Origin of the sequence: Psychromonas aquatilis (genome assembly GCF_038155185.1) — a bacterium.
In the GTDB taxonomy this organism is placed as follows: Bacteria; Pseudomonadota; Gammaproteobacteria; order Enterobacterales; family Psychromonadaceae; genus Psychromonas; species Psychromonas aquatilis.
This window is the reverse complement of record NZ_JBAKAZ010000057.1, coordinates 1-19408: the sequence shown is the minus strand read 5'-3', so window position 1 is coordinate 19408 and position 19408 is coordinate 1. Positions and strand designations below refer to the sequence as shown.

At 37.0% G+C, this 19408-nt stretch carries 18 protein-coding genes; 6 read left to right on the top strand and 12 right to left on the bottom strand.

Features of this window, described 5'->3' with window-relative positions; genetic code table 11:
• Positions 1-170: 170 nt before the first annotated feature.
• Positions 171-1895: a ubiquinone-dependent pyruvate dehydrogenase gene (gene poxB, locus V6256_RS12740; RefSeq protein ID WP_341598603.1), complete on the bottom strand. Its 1725-nt coding sequence runs from the start codon at positions 1893-1895 to the stop codon at positions 171-173.
• 363 nt (positions 1896-2258) lie between these two features.
• On the opposite strand from poxB, the gene V6256_RS12735 reads away from it, so the two are divergent.
• Positions 2259-2597, top strand: a complete 339-nt coding sequence (locus V6256_RS12735) for a zinc ribbon domain-containing protein YjdM (RefSeq protein WP_341598602.1) — start codon at positions 2259-2261, stop codon at positions 2595-2597.
• Positions 2598-2840: 243 nt separating this feature from the next.
• Positions 2841-3305, top strand: coding sequence for a hypothetical protein (locus V6256_RS12730; RefSeq protein WP_341598601.1), 465 nt, complete (start codon positions 2841-2843; stop codon positions 3303-3305).
• Positions 3306-3367: 62 nt separating this feature from the next.
• On the opposite strand, the gene V6256_RS12725 is transcribed toward V6256_RS12730, so the two are convergent.
• From V6256_RS12725 to V6256_RS12700, 6 genes are all read right to left on the bottom strand, one after another.
• Positions 3368-3787 (bottom strand): hypothetical protein, encoded by a 420-nt coding sequence (locus tag V6256_RS12725; RefSeq protein WP_341598600.1) that lies wholly within the window; start codon positions 3785-3787, stop codon positions 3368-3370.
• Positions 3788-3799: 12 nt separating this feature from the next.
• The gene (locus tag V6256_RS12720) at positions 3800-4492 is read right to left on the bottom strand and encodes a DUF6796 family protein (protein WP_341598599.1); all 693 of its coding nucleotides are present in this window, start codon (positions 4490-4492) and stop codon (positions 3800-3802) included.
• 59 nt (positions 4493-4551) lie between these two features.
• The gene (locus V6256_RS12715; RefSeq protein ID WP_341598598.1) at positions 4552-6153 is read right to left on the bottom strand and encodes an FG-GAP repeat domain-containing protein; all 1602 of its coding nucleotides are present in this window, start codon (positions 6151-6153) and stop codon (positions 4552-4554) included.
• Positions 6154-6610: 457 nt separating this feature from the next.
• Complete coding sequence (gene trxC / locus V6256_RS12710; protein WP_341598597.1) at positions 6611-7042, bottom strand: thioredoxin TrxC; 432 nt, start codon at positions 7040-7042, stop codon at positions 6611-6613.
• Positions 7043-7147: 105 nt separating this feature from the next.
• The gene (locus V6256_RS12705; RefSeq protein WP_341598596.1) at positions 7148-8185 is read right to left on the bottom strand and encodes a family 8 glycosyl hydrolase; all 1038 of its coding nucleotides are present in this window, start codon (positions 8183-8185) and stop codon (positions 7148-7150) included.
• Positions 8186-8429: 244 nt separating this feature from the next.
• Positions 8430-9608, bottom strand: a complete 1179-nt coding sequence (locus tag V6256_RS12700) for a cystathionine beta-lyase (RefSeq protein ID WP_341598595.1) — start codon at positions 9606-9608, stop codon at positions 8430-8432.
• 189 nt (positions 9609-9797) lie between these two features.
• Between V6256_RS12700 and V6256_RS12695 the strand changes: the two genes are divergently transcribed.
• The gene (locus V6256_RS12695) at positions 9798-10283 is read left to right on the top strand and encodes a YcxB family protein (protein ID WP_341598594.1); all 486 of its coding nucleotides are present in this window, start codon (positions 9798-9800) and stop codon (positions 10281-10283) included.
• Between the two features lie 58 nt (positions 10284-10341).
• On the opposite strand, the gene V6256_RS12690 is transcribed toward V6256_RS12695, so the two are convergent.
• Complete coding sequence (locus V6256_RS12690; RefSeq protein ID WP_341598593.1) at positions 10342-11871, bottom strand: alkaline phosphatase D family protein; 1530 nt, start codon at positions 11869-11871, stop codon at positions 10342-10344.
• A 213-nt stretch (positions 11872-12084) separates the two neighbouring features.
• Positions 12085-12954, bottom strand: coding sequence for a LysR family transcriptional regulator (locus tag V6256_RS12685; protein ID WP_341598592.1), 870 nt, complete (start codon positions 12952-12954; stop codon positions 12085-12087).
• A 109-nt stretch (positions 12955-13063) separates the two neighbouring features.
• On the opposite strand from V6256_RS12685, the gene V6256_RS12680 reads away from it, so the two are divergent.
• Positions 13064-14251: an MFS transporter gene (locus V6256_RS12680; RefSeq protein WP_341598591.1), complete on the top strand. Its 1188-nt coding sequence runs from the start codon at positions 13064-13066 to the stop codon at positions 14249-14251.
• A 10-nt stretch (positions 14252-14261) separates the two neighbouring features.
• Here the strand turns inward: V6256_RS12680 and V6256_RS12675 are convergent, their stop codons facing one another.
• Genes V6256_RS12675 through truC form a run of 3 tightly spaced genes read right to left on the bottom strand, consistent with a single transcriptional unit; the run spans position 14262 to position 16275 of the window.
• A complete protein-coding gene (locus tag V6256_RS12675; protein ID WP_341598590.1) occupies positions 14262-14654 on the bottom strand; it encodes a hypothetical protein in 393 nt (130 codons plus the stop codon).
• A 36-nt stretch (positions 14655-14690) separates the two neighbouring features.
• On the bottom strand, positions 14691-15500 hold the full coding sequence (locus V6256_RS12670) for a hypothetical protein (RefSeq protein ID WP_341598589.1): 810 nt from the start codon (positions 15498-15500) through the stop codon (positions 14691-14693).
• Entirely contained in the window at positions 15493-16275 is a 783-nt protein-coding gene (gene truC, locus V6256_RS12665; RefSeq protein ID WP_341598604.1) for a tRNA pseudouridine(65) synthase TruC, read from the bottom strand. Before truC ends, V6256_RS12670 begins: the two co-directional genes overlap by 8 nt.
• Positions 16276-16693: 418 nt before the next feature.
• Between truC and katG the strand changes: the two genes are divergently transcribed.
• A complete protein-coding gene (gene katG / locus V6256_RS12660; protein WP_341598588.1) occupies positions 16694-18847 on the top strand; it encodes a catalase/peroxidase HPI in 2154 nt (717 codons plus the stop codon).
• 163 nt (positions 18848-19010) lie between these two features.
• A complete protein-coding gene (locus V6256_RS12655) occupies positions 19011-19325 on the top strand; it encodes a DUF6693 family protein (RefSeq protein WP_341598587.1) in 315 nt (104 codons plus the stop codon).
• Positions 19326-19408: the final 83 nt, after the last annotated feature.

Sequence of the window (19408 nt, the reverse complement as noted above, 5' to 3'; positions counted from 1 at the left end):
AGTATGTGCTTTAGGGATTGGATGAAACTGACCAGTTAATTTTACAGATTGGTATAAGTTAAGAAAAATGCGGATTAAATAAGTCATGTACTCAGTAAAATTACCTCATATATAAAGTATTAACAGAGGTTTGCATAGTGAGTAATTTACACGCAAGTAGCCTGAGAGTATTAACGCAACCAGTTGGTTTTACTGAGTTCGACTATTTCATTACCTTTACCATTAATAAGCGCTTTCATCATATACAGGCTGAAACCTTTAGCTTGCTCTAATTTAATTTGCGGTGGCATCGCCAGCTCTTGTTTTGCGGTCTCGACCTCTAATACAACAGGGCCTTGATGCGCAACCATCTCAGACATTGCCTTGGGTAATTGTGTAGGATCATCGACGTGAATGCCTTTTATGCCGCAAGCTTCTGCAATATTCGCAAAACTTGGATTATCTAAATCAGTATCATCGGATAGATAACCACTGGCTTTCATCTCCATTGCCACAAAACCTAATGAGCGATTGTTATAGACGATTATTTTAACGGGTAGGTTAAGCTGTTTAAGTGACAACAGGTCCCCCATTAACATTGAAAATCCTCCATCGCCACACATCGCAATAACTTGCCTGTCACGATTTAAAGATTGTGCACCCATTGCCTGAGATAAGGCATTAGCCATAGAGCCATGATTAAATGAACCAATTAAACGACGTTGACCATTCATCGTTAAATAACGCGCAGCCCAAACCGTAGGAGTACCAACATCACAAGTGAAAATAGCATCTTTTGCAGCTTGTTCGTCGAGTAAGCGCGTTAAATACTGTGGGTGAATCAACCCCTGTGAGGTTTTTCCATCAGCTAATTCATCTAACTCTTCTCTGGCAGTTTTATAATGTTTAACACACTTATCTAAATGCTTGCTACTACGATCGCCCTGTAATTGTTTTAGCAATGCAGTGATAGTATCTTTAGCATCCCCTAATACACTGAAGTCGACTTGTACGTGTCGCCCCAGTGAAGCAGGTTGATTATCAATTTGTAGGATTTTACTGTTGTTAGGATAAAAAGCTTTGTATGGAAAACTAGTACCAATCATTAATAAAGTTTCAGCTTCAGCCATTGCGTGATAGCCCGATGAAAACCCAATCAATCCAGTCATACCAACGTCATAGGGGTTGTCGTACTCTAAAAACTCTTTACCACGCATTGCATGCACTATCGGCGCCTGTAGCTTTTCAGCTAAAGCAACCACCTCGTCATGTGATTCTTTACAACCAGCTCCACATAATAACGTTATTTTTTTACTTTTATTTAAGTGCTCAGCCATTGTATTGATATCAGAAAGATCGGGTAAAAGCGTGGCAGGTTTTGGATGATTCCATTTTGCTGAAATACCCTCTGGCATATTTTTTAGAGCAACATCACCAGGCAACACTAAAACACTAACATCATTGTGCAAAATAGCTTGTCGCATAGCCGTTTCTAATAGGTAAGGCATTTGTTCGGGATTAGAAACTAACTCACAGAATACACTACATTCTTTAAATAACTCCTGTGGATGTGTCTCTTGGAAATATTGACTGCCGATTTCAGAAGAAGGGATATGAGATGCAATTGCTAATACGGGTACTTTGTTACGATGACAATCAAATAAACCGTTAATTAAATGAAGATTACCCGGACCACAAGATCCTGCACAAACGGCTAATTTCCCAGAAATATGGGCTTCAGCACCTGCGGCAAAAGCAGCGGCTTCTTCATGACGGGTTCCTAACCACTCGATTTTGTCCATTTTCCGTAAACTATCACTTATTCCATTGAGTGAATCGCCAGTTACTCCCCATATACGTTCTATTCCGGCTTGGTCTAGGGTTTGAGTGATAAAACTTGCGATACTTTGGCTCATATTAAGATACTCCTCAGTATTAGATTAAAGGCATAAAACCTTTATTGATGGTTGTTTCGTTTTTGATTCAAAATCATGAAACATAAAATTATCATCCTCTTGATACGTTTACTTTTCAAGATCTGGATCACACTTTTATGTTATTCACATTTAATTTATTAATATAATAGAAAGTATTGTTAGTCGTATTTCAAACAGCAACAATCTTCCTTTTGATAAGTTGTGGCTGTTTATCACCAATAATATTAAATCTTACTGTATAAAGTAGAAGTTAACGGCAATTGCTAAGGTATTAAAACTAATGAGATAATAAATGCCTTAACTTTTACCGTACACATTAAAAACTTAATAAAAGAGAAGTACATGACCAATCCACCCTGCCCCAAATGCCGCTCTGAGTTTGTCTACCCAGATCAAGATCTATTGATGTGTCCTGAATGTGGATATGAATGGAGCCCATCAGAGACGCTTGCAGAAGAAGCTCTGTTACAGATTAAAGATAGCAATGGCACACCTCTAACTGAGGGCGATAAGATAACAATGGTTAAAGACCTTAAAATAAAAGGCAGCTCTAAAGTCATTAAGGTTGGCACCAAGGCCGTTATTAAGAGAATTGTCGAAGGTAAAGATCATCAACTAGATTGTAAAGTCGATGGTATTGGAGAAATGATGGTAACAGCAAAGTTTGTAAAAAAAGCTTGAGTAGGATATAAAATAAAAGTTTATAAGCAAATTCACAAATATGTTACCTTCTGTGGCTACGTTTTATAATCTTAACCTAATCATTAAGTTAACGTCTATTATCAGCAGAAGTACACCGTACTTTATGCAACTAGACTGTATTAGGTTAGGTGACGTTAAGCTTAACGATTTGATTTATGAAGACGAGTTATTTAAGTTACAAATAACCCTCTTACCACCCCAATAAAGGAAATGGATAAGATTATGTTTACTAAAGAAATGGTTCATACAGCACTACAAACTTGGTGTGATAATGTAGTAAAAGTGGGAAAAGTTCACTCTGAAGGTGGTGATGCACAAGCATTTTCTCTTCAAGTTTTATCTGAAAACTACGATTATGATAATGGCCACGTATTGTTTAAACCAACGTTAACATTTGGTCAACAGACTTTCCGTCCAACTAAAGAAGGGGCGCTTTCTTACTTTGTAGGGGGTAACCCTGATTTCCCAGATGATACAGGCTTTAAACTTAAACCATGGGTAAAAGTTTGGTACAGCAAAGAAGACTTTATTCTGCATGATGATTTAGCGATTGTGCAATGTAATGTGCACTTTATTGGTGAGGACGACAGCCATATTTTTGTAAATAAAAGCTTTGTATTTAAGTTATGTGAAAATAATAAAGTACGTATTATCCTGCATCAATCTTCTCTACCTTACCAACCATAAGTATTTAATAGCCCGCTTATTTAGCTATTAAGAAAAAACCAGCTTTATGCTGGTTTTTTTAATTACTTACTTAACTTAGTTACTTTTAACCAATACAAAAAAGCAACAAACACAGCAAAACTCAATGATATATAACAAAGCGGTGTGCCCATTTCACTTCTTGGACAAATACCTCCCTGAGAGAATTCCAGTGCACTACCTATCACTGCCAATAATATGACCGGTGTCCATCCTACTACAAATAACCACTTAGAATATTTTTTACGATCAAATAAAGCAGCCATTAACATTAACAAATAACCAATACTAACCAGATAACAAGCCGGTATATTGATTACTGATGGGCAAGGGGCAATACCTGTAACCGTTAAATAAGAAACAGAAATTCCCCCATATAACCCTGCACTGAGCGACACCAGTAAAATAGCCGTAATAACCGCGGCAATTAATTTTTTTAGTCCCTTATTTTCATTATCTTGCATATTACTCATCTTTTATAAATTTAACTTTTTGTATGCTCTGTGTGCCGCATAAATTGAAATAGAAAATATAATTAAGTGCACAAGATTCATTGCCGCAGGCAGCAACCACACACCAATACTTAAACCAGTAAAGTAAGTAGCAAATATCGCAGCCAAAATAACTGCAGGGCTAAATAAAGCAACCCAACGTGGATATAAGGTTTTACCTAGTACAATACGCCATATCCAAAGTATAGAAACAACCACCATTGCTAAGCGTAACGCATTAACCAAGGGTTCATTATGTAAACCAAATTCGCTTAACAAACCTTGTAATTGCAAAACAAAATTAGCATCTGTTGTATCGGCTATTTCATGCGCTGTTAACGCTAAATAAATGCGTCCACCTAACCAAGCATTGCCAACCATAAAAGCATAACCACCGAGTAAAGTAATGATCCAACCATGTACTTTACTTCCACCTTTAATAAACATTTGCCCTAAGTGCCAATATCCTAAAATATATAACGGCGCCGCTAAGGTACTGAAAAAGTGCCCTATTGTTAGTCTTTCTTTACTTACATTAGCAAAGTAACCATAGCCTTCGGCTTCATAACCACCCAGCTGTGAGAACTGTAAAGTAAACTCGCCTATTCCTACGAATAAAGCAGCAAGAAATCCGGCGATACCTGTTAATAGCAAAGTGTTATAAGTTTTTTTATCCACAAAAATGCTCTCTTATTAATAATTTAAAGCGCTAGGCTTTTATTTAATATCACTGTTGATTATTGATAATCAGCAAGGTTAATCGTGGAATCCACTTGAGGTGAATCAATACTCACTGTGTTGCCATTTTGGTAGCTCACTTGTATAGACTTAATGTCAGTTTGATTATCTAAACCAAAAAATAGGTCACTGGTTTGATCAGATCCCAAGCCTTCACTGCTATAAAACTGGTTCGTATAGGTTTGACCATTGTCCATAGTAAGGGTCACAATTGCGCCTAATGAGTCTGTTTGGTCTTTAAATCGCACTTTTAACCAATGACGTTCACCACCATTGTTAATAAAAGCGCGTAACTTACCGTTTAAATTACCAATAACGGCATCTGGCCAACCGTCTTGATTAAAATCTGAAACAACGGTAGTCACACCAAAGTGTTTATTGGCAATGCCTGCCACTTCTTCGACGGGCTTAAATGTATTATCTTGGTACTGCTGTAAGAGGTTTCCAGGGTAGAGATCTAGATACTCAACAGCAGGAAAACGGATATAGTTTTGAGTAATAAGGTAGTCAGCTAAAGAGTCATTATTAAAGTCATAAGAGACAAGCCCCCAACCAAATCCATATTTTGCGGCATTATTTGCTAATGCCGTATCCTTGAATTTAAAGTCACCTTGGTTTTCTAGCAAGATATAGTCTTTATTTAAAGTTTGTTCGTCAGTTAAATCACCTACAACTAAAAAGTCGGGTAAGGTTTTTCCTACGTTACTGAAATATAAGTCTAAAAGCCCATCATTGTTATAGTCACTAACAGCAATGCCCATTGGATAACTATAGGTAACCGGTAATTCAATACTATCAAATGTTAAATCGCCATTATTTTTAAATACACGAACAAATCCCGTATCTTGAGCGACCACTAAATCACTTAAGCCATTATTATTTAAATCAACAAAAACTGCTGTGAAGGTATTATGCTGCTCAAATACACCTGATGACTTAGTAATATCAGTAAAAGTATTATCACCATTATTTAACAGTAAGTTACTAATTCCGCCATAAACTTGATTAAAAATAGTTTCACCTTCAACATATTCAGGACGAATATAATTAGAAACATATAAATCAACGGCGCCATCATTATTAATATCGCCGAATGAAATGGATAAAGGTAACGATTTTTTATCTAAAGGAAATTCTATTTTTTTCCCAATAAAACCTTCACCTGTATTTTCATAAAGGTAAACTCCACTACTTCGAGCAACAAATAAATCAACCCAACCGTCATTATTGGCATCAATGGAAGCAGCCCCATAAGTCGGGTCATCATTGGCTTTATCAAACCATCCTAGTGTGGATACACTCACTAAGCTATTATCAACATACTTTTGTAAGCTATCTTGTTGACCAATCCCTCCACCAACAAAAATCTCATCGATATTGTCATTATCTATATCAATGGTAGATAACGCCATAAAGGGCAAACCAGCAACGAAGTCTGATTGATGTGTAAAATCAGTGCTAATTTCTGTAAAACGTAAATCGGTCTCACCTTGCTCTTGCTCTGCCCCTTGTATGATAAAGGTGACAATTCTAGTAAAAAAGAATGAAATACATATTAAGATACCAATAACAATTAACGATATTTTTTTCCATCTACTCATAATATTCTCCGGTGAGTAACCAATTTAGACGTCCTTATGACAGGCTATAGTAATAAGACCGAGGAAAATGCTAAAAGCATTCAACTTTTATAAAAGAAAGTATAAAAATTACAGGTATTAATATAGAAAAAAGAAAGTACTGCTAATCAGCTTTATTAAGAGTATGTGAGTTTAGCTAAACTGGAAGATTATTTTTAGCAAAGCAAAGACCATAAAAAGTAGCATACTCTTCTCTTTATGAAACGATCAAATGATGAAATGATGAAATGATGAAATCAATTATCTAGGTAGGTACGTCTTAGTCGTACCAGTCTAAATAACCACTTGTATGAAAATGAGCGCTAAAAAACTTTAAAGAAGCAATGCCATCCCCACCAGCGATAATTTACTAAATTAGCCAGAGCAAGATGGTAGCTATATTCCATGCTGTTCTGGCTTCTGTAGTAATAAATCATTATTACTTTAGTAAAGCCTGTGCAAGCCAAGTTTTAAACTGTCCTGCGGGTAACGCTCCATTCAAAGTGTCAACCACTTTACCTTGTTTAAATACCATTAAGGTTGGGATGCTACGAATATTATATTGTGCCCCTAATTGCTGTTGATCTTCTGTATCGACTTTTACAAATCGTGCCGTTGTATTTTGTGTTGCAACCTCTGTAAAGGTCGGCGCAAAGTTAATACAAGGGCCGCACCATGGTGCCCAGAAATCAATAACTACAGGTTTATCACCAGAAATTAACGCGGATAAATTAGCCTGAGTCCCTTCAATTGGTGCACCTTGTAGTAAACCTTTTTTACAGCGTCCACAACTAGGATTTGCTTCAATACGCTCTATCGGTAAACGGTTCATGGAATGGCAATGTGGGCATCGTGAAGTGATTGTTGTCATTTTTTATCTCTCAAGTTAGACGACCACTGGTTAAAAGTGGTCGATATGCCAGTACTTAGTCTATCGTCAGTTAATTGATGTGGTGCTTTTATTAAAAGCTCACGACTAAATTTTTATCATTGCCAGTTGCGATAATAAAATAAAAGTTGCTGAATAATAGTCTGTTTCTGCTGTGATTTCAGGGAATAACGTCTCAGTTTGATTGTGAACTTTTGCTTCAGTAGCGGTTTTGATTGCTTTCATCCCACTATTTATCAATTGCTCTGAAGGTTGGTTTGTTAATAGATCAACTGACGCTGGAATATCATCCTGAGCCCAAAAATCAATAAATGGCGTCACTAATTGTGTTTGCTGCTCATCTGCTAGCATCAAATAAAGGGGTAATCGATTAGCATTCTCGCCATATTTTGATGAGTTAGCACCTTCTAAGGTCACCTTACCTTCAGAAATAACAGACCAGTCTGCAGGTAGGTTCCACTTACCAAATTGACCAGATTGCATCAATGATGTCCCCGATTGGTATAAGTCAGCCCAAAGAGGATCACCAGTCACCTCTGAAAATAAATTAAAGGCAGGGAAAACCCAGTAGGATAAATTAATTTGAACTCGTCCATCGTCTAATTCAAAGCCAGTCTCACTAGGTAAGACTAATGGATAATCAAACTTTTGATCGATAAGCTTTGCTTTAATCGCATCTAAAACTCGAAAACCTTCCACTAAATAAACTTGGCGATCCCATTTATTTTCTGCTGCAAATAAAGCCCACGCGATAATGATATCGCCATTACTCGCGTTATCTTGATCTGAAATACATTGTTTATCACAGCGACCTTGTTCTGCAGCCGTTACTTTTCCGCGAAAGAGGTGATCTTCACGTTGCATGTTTTGTTGAGTCCATGCCCAGATTTCTTCAAACTTCTTACGATCATTTGAGAATACAGCTAATAATAAAGCAAATCCTTGTCCTTCACTGCTAGATAAGTTGTTATTTTCTTTATCAAGCACCTGCCCTGATTCAATAAACTGTTCTTTGTAAGCAATCCAATTTTTTTGAAAAGGTGTGCGTTCAAAAGAAAGAAATTGTGGTAGAAGCAATATGACAATGAAAAACAATATTATTAATAAAAATATAATTTTCTTCATTTTTCTGTATCCCTTAACTTTTTAAGATCTATGTGATTTTGCAAATGGCCCGCTATGATAAAGGCGATCTTGATAAAAATCACTACAAATAACATTTAGCGAATACCAGCTTCAATCATTAACAAACCTAAAACAAAAAAGAGAGCCTATGCCCTCTTTTTATACATAATCAAACGGTAAACTCACACTTTTTGATACTTGAAAAAGTAACCGTTCTAAAGCAATTGTTTACGGCAACGTGCTATTATTTATTTTGTTGAGCATTAAAACGTTCAAAAGCGGCTTCTAAATCAGCGATCAGATCATCTGGGTTTTCTAAACCAATATGTAAACGAATCAGCGGTTTACTTTTATCCCATGTCGTTGCCGTTCTAATACTATCAATACCTGACACACTTAAAATTAAGCTTTCATAACCACCCCATGAAAAGCCCATTTTAAAATGCTTCATATTTTCAACTAATGCCGTTAATGCTTTACTAGAGCCTTCTTTTAACACAAATGAAAATAAGCCATTGGAAGCGGTAAAATCACGTTTAAAGAACTCATGACCAGGACAAGACTCAAAAGCCGGGTGACGAAGATGATCGACTTCAGGGCGAGTTGCTAACCAATTTGCAACTTGTAATGCATTCTTTTCATGTTGTGCCATACGGACACTTAAAGTACGTAAACCACGGCTTGCTAAATAAACGTCATCAGGAGATATACATTGCCCCATTAAGTAACTATTTTCACGCAATTGTTCCCAGTGCGCTTCATTAGCTGTAGCCGTTCCCATCATCACATCGGAATGACCAACAATATACTTAGTCGCGGCTTGAATAGAGATATCAACTCCCATATCAAAAGGACGTGAGTTAATTGGCGATGCCCAGGTATTATCTAGCATCACAACAATGCCGTGTTCGTGAGCTATTTTACTTAATGTAGGTACATCTTGAACTTCCATGGTAATTGAACCTGGAGACTCTAAGAATAATACTTTTGTATTGTCTTGGATTAGGTCTTTAATGCCGGCGCCGATCATCGGATCATAATAAGTTGTTTCAACACCAAAGCCCGCTAATAAGCTATCACATAAGGCACGTGTTGGTTCATATGCACTATCAACCATTAATAAATGATCGCCTGCTTTTAAGAATGACATTAATGCATTACTGATTGCAGCCGCACCGGATGGGTATAACGCTGTCCCAACTCCTCCCTCTAACTCTGAAATGGCAGCTTGAAATGCAAAATGTGTCGGGCCACCACGACGTCCATAAAATAACTCTCCATTGGCTTTGTTTTTAGAAGCAAATCGCATCTCTTCCATGGTGTCAAAAACCATAGTAGAAGCACGTACAACGGGTGGATTAATAACTCCTTGAGTCCATTTTTTATCACGGCCTAGACTAACTATCTGCGTTTCTTTTTTCATTTAACTTATCCATTTATTGTGTAAGAAAATTCATTAAAACTTATGTTACCACTTCAAAAAAAATAATCAGTGTTAAATACTTATAATATAGACAGATTTATTGTAACTAATGACGATCTGCTTGTTGCAATACATTCCAATTAAAAATTCAGTATAATTAGCTACTTCTTTTTTTTAACTAGGTTAACTATGCATTTTGAAACTCACTTTATTTTAAATAGAGATCACTATAGCGAATGCTTTGATCAATCAATGCTACTGAAAGGCCCACAAAAGCCACGCTTTATCTTTATCAGCTTCTGTATTTTAGCGGGGTTATTCTTTTTATTTTTAACTGAAGTGCAAGGATTATTAGCTTGGTTCTTTTTTGGCTTAGCGACCTTAGAGTTCCTTAGTTTCAAATATCGACGCTCATGGTGGCTAACACGACAAATGATCAGCAGAAACGCTGGCAACAAAATCACCTTAATATTCGATGAAAGTGGCATTGAGAATAAAAGTGTTTATATCAATAACAAGCTATCCTGGGATGCAATAAACAGCTATCAAGAAACTGAAAAGGGTTTTATGCTCAATACAAAAAAAGGTGGACAGCAATATTTAAGTAAAAGTTGTTTAGATCAAAACATACAAGCTTACCTCCTTGAAAAACTCACAGTTAATAAAGCAACTTAATTGATCTTAAAAAGGCTAAACACTCTTGCTGTTTAGCCTTTTAATAGATCCCAAGCATCTAACTAATTGGATAAATGGGCTTATCTTTATTTTCAGTTTGCCAATTAATCCATAACTTTTTATCTGTCCCCGTACTTACCGTGACATAGTTTCTTGAGCGTATATATTTATCAGAATGTATCGGTGCTAACATTTTTGCCATAATCGAATTATCTTCATTTAGATACTCATCTCGATCATTAGTTGAAGTGACGATCCCCAACCAAGCTAAACGACTAGGTGCTGGATGTACTATCCCAGAAGAAACAACTTGATGTACTTTTGTCACAGGGCTGTCCGTTTTATCTGTGATAACACCTAAACAGCCTACATGCACATCCCCGGAAAATATGACCGTTTTATTTAGCGTAGATTGTTGTTGGCGTTTTTTAGCATTGCTTAACAAGTTCATGATTAAACGTGCCCGCTCACCTTGATGCTCCTTAGCTCGCCAATGATCTTTTAAATCATCCGCTAACTCGTCTTCCCAAGGGGTTGTATCAACATAGGACTCTGCCACAGAAAAATCTCGATACACCACAGGGACAGCAGACAGAATGAATAAATTGCCTTGATTAACCGTCTGCTTTAAGTAATCAACCACTTCACTCCATTGTTGTTCGCTCATCACCTGCTTAAGCGAACGCTGACTTCTATTATCTAGCGCTAAAATATGGTTTTCTCTGAAAGTAAATGCCAATGCGTAATGTTCTGCTTTAGTATTAAACAAGGCTTTATTTTTCAAAGAACGAATTTGGAATAATTCAAAATAATACTTAGCTTGTGCAAAAATCGTTTTATGCACTCCCCAGTTTTGTATCTCTTCTGGGTAACTCCCCCAACCATCAAAAATATCATGGTCGTCCCACATCATCACGGTAGGAATTGATGCTAACATTAATGAGGTATCGGGCTGGTTCCAACGCTCAAAATAAAGTTTCTCATAAAACTTTGCGACTTGGCTTTGTAATACTTTACTGGATTTTTTAGCTTGCTTTTCTTGCAGGCTTTTTGCCGACCACTGTTTTAATTCAGCGACATCATTCCAAATTGAATCTGCATATAATTGATCTCCTCCCATCATCATCATTGAATAAGGCGCATCGATCACGGGGATATTATTTCTAACTGAGTTTATACGAGGTTCATGGGTGGCCTTGATGCGTTTCCACAATAAATAAGGGTCGCTTGTTTTATTAATAAGATCTGGGCTAGAAAAGCCATTACAAGATGTATAGATACATTCAGGCTGTTCGTTTTTAGCTGGGACATAGAAAGACCATGCCTTTCTATTATTATGATCCTCAATCAACTGCTCAGAGGTAGTTTGTATGCTGTAATCAATAACAATACCCTGCGCAGGAGCTGTTAACTCAATTTCAGCTCGCCAAAATTTACCATAATACATAGTAGTGATTACTGAGGCATTGATAACATCGCCATTAGAAAGCTGCAGTGCTGCAACGTCACAGTCCAGTGGAGTAACAAAACACACTGTATAGACAGTATCTGACTCTATTCCTAACAAGGGTCCAAGTAGTAACTTCATATATAAGCTCCTTTTATAAACTCATTTACTCGCTTAAGTAACAAAAATTAAGTTTAGTCCCTTCTTTTAAACAAATCAGAATTTAGTATAAAAAACGTCCAATAATGAGATCTAAAAAGAACGGTACTTCATTAATAACTTTCATTAGTAATTATCATTAATGAAGAGTGAATATTGTCTTGTTGAAACAATGCGCTACGCTGAATATAAGGCTTATCGATGCTGTTTAACAAAGTCTAAAAAGGTTTTATCCGCTTTTGAGAGATAACCATTTTTTCGCCAAGCAATAGAGATATCCAGTACAATCGGTTCTTCAAAGGGAATCGATACAATACCAGGCTCCTCTTCCGTTGCCATTTCTAGTAAAGCACTGATTGCAAAATCTTGTTTAACTATTTTTAAAATGACCGCTAGTAAATTCGTTTCAAATGAAAAGTTCGCGGTTAAGTTCTTTTGTAGACAAATATCATCTAATTTTTCTCGATGAAAATATCCCTTTTTAAACATCACTAAATCTTGTGAGAAAAATGCGTCATAAGAAAGCACTTTTTTATCAGCAAACTCATGATCAGTATTCACCACCGCAACCATTTGTGAACGTATTAATAATTCAGAATCTAATGCCTCAGGTAAATTACGTGTTTGTATAATGCCTAAATCAATCTCCCCCTCTAATAACATTTTCTGGATCGACTGTGTGCCGGCTTCAATCATGATTAACTTTAATTTGGGGTAGCGACTTTTAAAAGCCATGAGTATATTAGGGAAGTAATAGGTCCCCATAATACTCGGTACACCTAATCTTACTTCTCCTTTTTCTAAGCCTCTTAACTCCTTCATGGCCAAGGTTGCATCATCTAATTGTTGAACGATTTTTTTAGCGTGCAACAACAACACTTCCCCTTCGTGAGTGAGCAATAATTTACGCTGTTCACGACGAAATAGTTCCAGCTCAAGTTGCGCTTCTAATTTTTTGATCGCGACACTTAATGCAGGTTGCGCAATATGTAGTGATTTTGCTGCGTGCGTTATATTTTGATGCTTTGCCACAGCAATGAAATAAGTAAGCAGTCGAATATCCATAACAATAACCAAAAACTATGAAATTAATAATTATTATATATTTTCATTATCACAAACAACTTGCTACTGTTTTGTTTTGTTTTTTTATTTGCTAGGGGTGATCACGTAGATGATTGAATTTCGAAGTAGAGCTTATTATCAAGTGAGTATCGCCCTTGCATTTGGATCATTCTTAATCTTCTGTAACCTCTATTTATTTCAGTCAATGTTGCCCATGTTGACAGAAAGCTTTTCAGTCTCAGCGACTAAAGTAAACTGGTTACTAGCCGCAGGTACTTTTACCCTAGCGTTAATGTTACTGCCCTGGGCTTTTGCATCAGAAGTGATTGGTCGCCGAAAGGTTTTGATCATTAGTTTGTTTTTGTTACCAATCATAGGCTTTATTTCGTTACTAACAGATAATCTGGTTCTTTTAATTATTAGCCGCGCCTTAATGGGCATGGCGCTAGCTGGTTTTGCCGCGGTTGCGGTGGCTTATATGGCAGAAGAGTTCACCGCAAAAGCGTTTAGTCATGGCATTGGTGCTTACATCAGTGCAAATTCGTTAGGTGGTATTTCAGGGAGAATATTTGGCGGTACTGTAACAGATTATTTCGATTGGCAAACTGCTGTTGCAGGCATGGCCTTTCTTAGCTTGATCGGGGCAATTATTGTCGCGCTAGTGCTTCCCAAAGGAAAAGCGATCACAACGAAGGCGCCACCATTATCTCAATACCATAAGACCATCGCTCAACATTTAAAAAACAAAAAAATACTCTGTGCAATGTTAATTGGAGGGGTGAATTTTGCGCTGTTTATGAATTTGTATTCGGTGACCGGATTTCGCTTAGTTGCAGCGCCTTATAATATGCCGATCAGCGCCGCTTCAATGATCTTTTTATGCTACCTATCAGGTACTATCAGTGCGCGCTTAGTGGGGATATGGTGTCAACGTAGAAGTGCCATTTCAGGTATGTTTTTTGGAGCAGTGATTAGTCTCCTCGGCATGTTGTTAATTAGTTACACTTCGCTTGTAGTGATACTTATCGGCTTAAATTTACTGAGCTTTGGTGCTTTCTTTACTCACTCTCTGGCATACGGCTGGGTAAGCCAACAAGCTAAAACAGCTCGCTCAACGGCAACAGCTTTATACTTAGTTAATTATTATACTTCAGGCAGTCTAGGCGGATTCTTTTTATTGTATTGTTGGCAACATGGTGGCTGGAGTAAAGTGATGTTAGGTGCCGGATTCTTATATTTACTGGTTTTCTGGTTATGTTACTGTCTTCGTCATTATTCTGCTGTAAAGGAACATTAAATAAAAGTAATCACTTTGCTTGCTGGTTAAAAAAGACTTTAAATATGAACAAGCAAGGAAGACAGACCAGCATGGTTGTTAAAATATCAAACCAGCTATGATAATCTAAATAATTCATTAATGCGCCGTAAAAAAATAAGCTCACCAGTGCATAAGCGCCCACTTTATAGCTGCATCCTAATAATGCGCAAACAATTACCATTACTGACGCAGTATGCGAACTAAAGTCAGATGCCATTGATGCCCACCAGCCGAAATATAACTCAATAAAAGCAAAGCCATAAACATAGCAGTAAGCAATAAAACACAAGAATGCTAACCTATTATTAAATTTAAACCTCAAATAATAAAGGCAAAATAAAGCCAATATTGGCGTATAAAGATCAGCAATATAAGCTAACATTGACTGACCTTTTTTAGTTTAGTCTTGATATTTTTACTATTGATTATCAGGATCAAGTTGCTTACTTTTCTGTAACGAGTCAATACTTCTCAATCTTGCATTACTATCATTTTGAGAATCCAATGCGACCAATTGTAATGACTTTTCATTGAATTGATTCGGGTCATCATCGCCAGATTGTGTTGCTTGATGGTTTTTAAAAGTCACTTTGATTAAACCTTCCTGCACAAAGACTTTATCTTTAACAATACTAGGCTCTATCAATTTAATATTGACTTCTTGAACACGATTACCCAGCAGCTCTGAACCAAGATGCTTACTTTCTTGAGTAGAAAAAGCATAGGAGAAAAGCCCTATATAAGTGAATACGCCCTTACCTTGAGTATTAATTTCAAAAGGTACTGAATAATAAGTCAGTCCTTTACTATTATTATCCAATAAGGTTAATTGGGATAAACTGACAAAAACATCGCCACGATCGTATACCGCGTTATTATCTGCATCACTCCCCTCAACTAATTCACTATAAGCGCCAGATAAACTAACCTCACCTTCGCTTTGCTCTACTTGATCTAAAATAACTGGTCGGTTACTTTCAGGATAGTTGATAGTTACAGGATGTGTTCCAAGTAATGCCTCAGATATGATTTGTTGAGTACTTTTTTCAATATTTGCTTCAATAGGATTTAAATCTGGCTCTGCTTTTTCAGTCTGTTGCTCTACATTACTCGAGTCTACTTTAACTGTTTCAACCTGTGTTTCATTACCATCCGTATTTTTCAAAAAATATGACACAATAATAATCACTATTAGTGCAGCTAATATCTTTATTGATCTTTTAAGCATATTGACTCTCTACGGTTAAATTAATATCGGATAAGACACTTAAAAACTCACTCGTCAGCGGCGCATTAATCTCTATTTTATCACCTGTTTTAGGGTGAATGACACTTAAATAAGCTGCATGCAATAATAAGCGCTGTAAATTAAAGTGTTCTCTAAACATAATATTATGCTTACCATCGCCATGAGAAGTATCACCAACGATAGGGTGTCGTAAATGCTTCATATGGCGACGTAACTGATGTTTACGTCCAGTTTTAGGGATTAACTCCATTAATGAATAACGGGAAGAGGCATAAGGACCAACAGCTATAGGCACTTCGGTTTGTGCTAAACAACGATATTCAGTAACAGCTTCTTGAGGAGGCTTGGTTATATCCGCTTTTTTATCTGCAATTTTATCGTATTGATATTTTAATGGATAATCTAAGCGCCCTTCACCTAAGTGCCCTCTTACTACGGCAAGATAACTTTTTTCAGTAGTTTGATCGATGAATTGCTGCATCAAATGTCTAGCGCTATCTTTATCTAATACAAATAATAAGACCCCAGAAGTCGGCCTATCTAATCGGTGAACAGGATAAACATGTTGGCCAATTTGATCTCGTAATTTTTGAACTGCAAATTCAGTGGCATTGGTATCTAACCAACTACGGTGCACCAATAAGCCTGATGGTTTATTGATCGCAACCAGGTATTCATCTTGATATAAAATCTCAAGCTCAGGACTAGTAACTTCTACAGAAATATCTTGTTGCTCAGCTACAGTCGCTAACATCAGGTCGATATTCTCATTGATATCTTGTTCATTAATATCTGGTTTATTTGATTCAGTTTGCTTCATATTCTTCGCTTGTTGACACTTTAACGGTTAATTTTTTGGGCTTAAATCTCAAAAAGCAAATTTAAAATAAGCTAATTAGAAAAAATTATGTCTAATATAACAATTACCGTCCTAAAATTCATGTTGCTATTTAATAGCATTATAAAAGTAAATTTCTATCTTAACGGTAAAATTTATCGTAAAGTTATTTACTTGTAATAATAAGAAGCTAAGCTTATAGAAATTAAGGCCTTGATAGCTTGAAGCTATCAATATAATAAAATTAAACCATTTAACATTTAAGGGTTTATCTGGGATAGTACTTACATATTCCAAAAATTGAACGATTTTACAAAAATAAGAGGGTTTATCTATGTCAGAAAACAAATGTCCTGTAATGCACGGTGGGGCTACTACAACAACAGCAAATAAAATATGGTGGCCGAAAGCGCTTAACCTAGATATTCTTCACCAATACGATACAAAAACTAATCCGTTAGAAGCAGACTTCGATTACCGTGAAGCGGTTAAGACATTAGACGTAGAATCTCTTAAAAAAGATATGCTCGAATTAATGACAGACAGCCAACCTTGGTGGCCAGCTGACTGGGGTCATTACGGTGGTTTAATGATTCGTATGACTTGGCACTCAGCAGGTACATACCGTATCGCCGATGGTCGTGGTGGCGCGGCATCTGGTAGCCAACGTTTTGCACCATTAAACTCATGGCCTGATAATGCTAACCTTGATAAAGCACGTCGTTTACTTTGGCCAATCAAAAAGAAATACGGTAATAAATTAAGCTGGGCTGATTTAATTGCTTATGCCGGTACTATGGCTTATGAGTCAATGGGTCTTAAAACCTTTGGTTTTGCTTTCGGCCGTGAAGACATTTGGCACCCAGAAAAAGATATCTACTGGGGTTCTGAAAGAGAATGGCTAGCACCAAGTGGTAGTGAAGGTTCTCGTTACTCTGGCGAACGTGATCTAGAAAACCCATTAGCAGCTGTAATGATGGGACTTATTTACGTAAACCCTGAAGGTGTTGATGGTAAATCAGATCCACAAAAAACCGCTAATGATATCCGTGTAACCTTTGCACGTATGGCAATGGATGATGAAGAAACCGTTGCACTAACAGCTGGTGGACATACCGTTGGTAAAGCACACGGTAATGGCGATGCGTCTCAAGTGGAAGCTGATCCTGAAGGTGCTGAATTAGAAGACCAAGGTTTAGGTTGGTTAAATAAAACTAAGCGTGGTATTGGCCGTGATACGGTAACAAGTGGTATTGAAGGTGCTTGGACAACTCACCCAACAAAATGGGATAACGGTTTCTTTGACTTATTACTTAACCACGAGTGGGAATTGAAAAAAAGCCCAGCTGGCGCAACGCAATGGGAGCCAATTGATCTTCCTGAAGATAAAAAACCAGTTGATGTTGAAGATTTAACAACTCGTTATAACCCAATGATGACTGATGCCGATATGGCAATGAAAGTAGATCCTGAGTACCGTAAAATTTCTGAGAAATTTGCTCAAGATCAAGAGTACTTTTCTGAAGTCTTCGCCCGTGCATGGTTTAAATTGACTCACCGTGATTTAGGTCCAAAAGCACGTTACATTGGTCCAGATGTACCACAAGAAGAATTAATTTGGCAAGACCCAGTACCAGCTGGCAGCACTGATTACGATGTTGAAGCAGTTAAAGCAAAAATTGCAGCATCTGATTTAACAGTAAGTGAATTAGTTGCAACAGCATGGGATAGCGCAAGAACATACCGTAACTCAGATAAGCGCGGTGGTGCTAATGGCGCACGTATTCGCCTAGAGCAACAAAGAAACTGGGAAGGTAATGAGCCTGAGCGTTTAGCTAAAGTATTAACAGTACTTGAAGCAATCGCAGCAGAAAGTGGTGCAAGTGTTGCTGATGTAATTGTACTAGCGGGTAATGTTGGTATTGAGAAATCAGCAAAAGAAGCTGGCTTTGATGTCACTGTACCATTCACAGCTGGCCGTGGTGATGCAACACAAGAAATGACTGATGATCATTCTTTTGAAGTACTTGAACCTGTACATGACGGTTTCCGTAACTGGCAGAAAAAACATTTCACAGTAACACCTGAAGAGATGTTACTTGATAAAGCGCAGTTACTTAACTTAACAGCGCCTGAAATGACAGTATTAGTCGGTGGTATGCGTGTAATTGGTACTAACTTCGGTGGTACTAAAGATGGTGTATTCACTGATAATGAAGGTGCATTAACAAATGACTTCTTTGTTAACCTAACTGACATGAATAACTCATGGGTACCGACTGGTCGTAACTCTTACGAGATACAAGATACAGCAACAAAAGCAGTTAAGTGGACAGCAACACGAGCAGATTTAGTGTTTGGTTCAAACTCTATCCTACGTTCATACGTTGAAGTTTACGCACAAGACGATAACAAAGAAAAATTTGTTAACGACTTTATTGCAGCTTGGGTTAAAGTCATGAATGCAGATCGCTTTGATTTAGCATAATCACTTAATTAGGTTGTAATGACCTAACCTAAGATATTACTAAGCCCTGATTTTTCAGGGCTTTTTTGTACCTGTTTTTTACTACTACAATCACAATCAGTTGCAATCTTGCCTATAGATGCATTAATTTAATTATCAAATATCACCCACTTTAAGGATAAATATGATAATTAAAGCAGATGTAGCAACTATCGATATATTAGGCCATATCATCTTATGGTTTTTATTAATTATGGTGACTTTTGGGATTGCCGCTTTCTTTTACCCCTACTCATTTTCTAAATTTGTTATTAACCGTTCCGTATTAATTGATGAGCAAGGGAGCACTAGAAAAATGACCTGTAACACAGACCTTTTTGGTAATATAGGGCATGTCATTTTATGGGCGATCATTTCTATTCTAACGTTAGGGTTAGGCTATGCTTTTTATTTTTATAAAGTATGGAATTACTCCCTTAACAACACCACTATTAGCTAGCAATTAAACACATTTCTAGCCTCTATAGGACGATAAAAACTCGAGAGTTTGCATCACCATATAGAGGTCTTACTGATACCTGT

Coding starts and splice junctions, on each gene's coding strand:
- V6256_RS12700 (WP_341598595.1), bottom strand. CDS start 9,608: ATGAAAAAAGAAACGCAGATAGTTAGTCTAGGCCGTGATAAAAAATGG.
- V6256_RS12670 (WP_341598589.1), bottom strand. CDS start 15,500: ATGCTTAAAAGATCAATAAAGATATTAGCTGCACTAATAGTGATTATT.
- V6256_RS12690 (WP_341598593.1), bottom strand. CDS start 11,871: ATGAAGTTACTACTTGGACCCTTGTTAGGAATAGAGTCAGATACTGTC.
- V6256_RS12655 (WP_341598587.1), top strand. CDS start 19,011: ATGATAATTAAAGCAGATGTAGCAACTATCGATATATTAGGCCATATC.
- V6256_RS12715 (WP_341598598.1), bottom strand. CDS start 6,153: ATGAGTAGATGGAAAAAAATATCGTTAATTGTTATTGGTATCTTAATA.
- katG (WP_341598588.1), top strand. CDS start 16,694: ATGTCAGAAAACAAATGTCCTGTAATGCACGGTGGGGCTACTACAACA.
- V6256_RS12695 (WP_341598594.1), top strand. CDS start 9,798: ATGCATTTTGAAACTCACTTTATTTTAAATAGAGATCACTATAGCGAA.
- V6256_RS12725 (WP_341598600.1), bottom strand. CDS start 3,787: ATGCAAGATAATGAAAATAAGGGACTAAAAAAATTAATTGCCGCGGTT.
- V6256_RS12735 (WP_341598602.1), top strand. CDS start 2,259: ATGACCAATCCACCCTGCCCCAAATGCCGCTCTGAGTTTGTCTACCCA.
- V6256_RS12705 (WP_341598596.1), bottom strand. CDS start 8,185: ATGAAGAAAATTATATTTTTATTAATAATATTGTTTTTCATTGTCATA.
- V6256_RS12675 (WP_341598590.1), bottom strand. CDS start 14,654: ATGTTAGCTTATATTGCTGATCTTTATACGCCAATATTGGCTTTATTT.
- V6256_RS12680 (WP_341598591.1), top strand. CDS start 13,064: ATGATTGAATTTCGAAGTAGAGCTTATTATCAAGTGAGTATCGCCCTT.
- truC (WP_341598604.1), bottom strand. CDS start 16,275: ATGTTAGCGACTGTAGCTGAGCAACAAGATATTTCTGTAGAAGTTACT.
- trxC (WP_341598597.1), bottom strand. CDS start 7,042: ATGACAACAATCACTTCACGATGCCCACATTGCCATTCCATGAACCGT.
- V6256_RS12730 (WP_341598601.1), top strand. CDS start 2,841: ATGTTTACTAAAGAAATGGTTCATACAGCACTACAAACTTGGTGTGAT.
- poxB (WP_341598603.1), bottom strand. CDS start 1,895: ATGAGCCAAAGTATCGCAAGTTTTATCACTCAAACCCTAGACCAAGCC.
- V6256_RS12685 (WP_341598592.1), bottom strand. CDS start 12,954: ATGGATATTCGACTGCTTACTTATTTCATTGCTGTGGCAAAGCATCAA.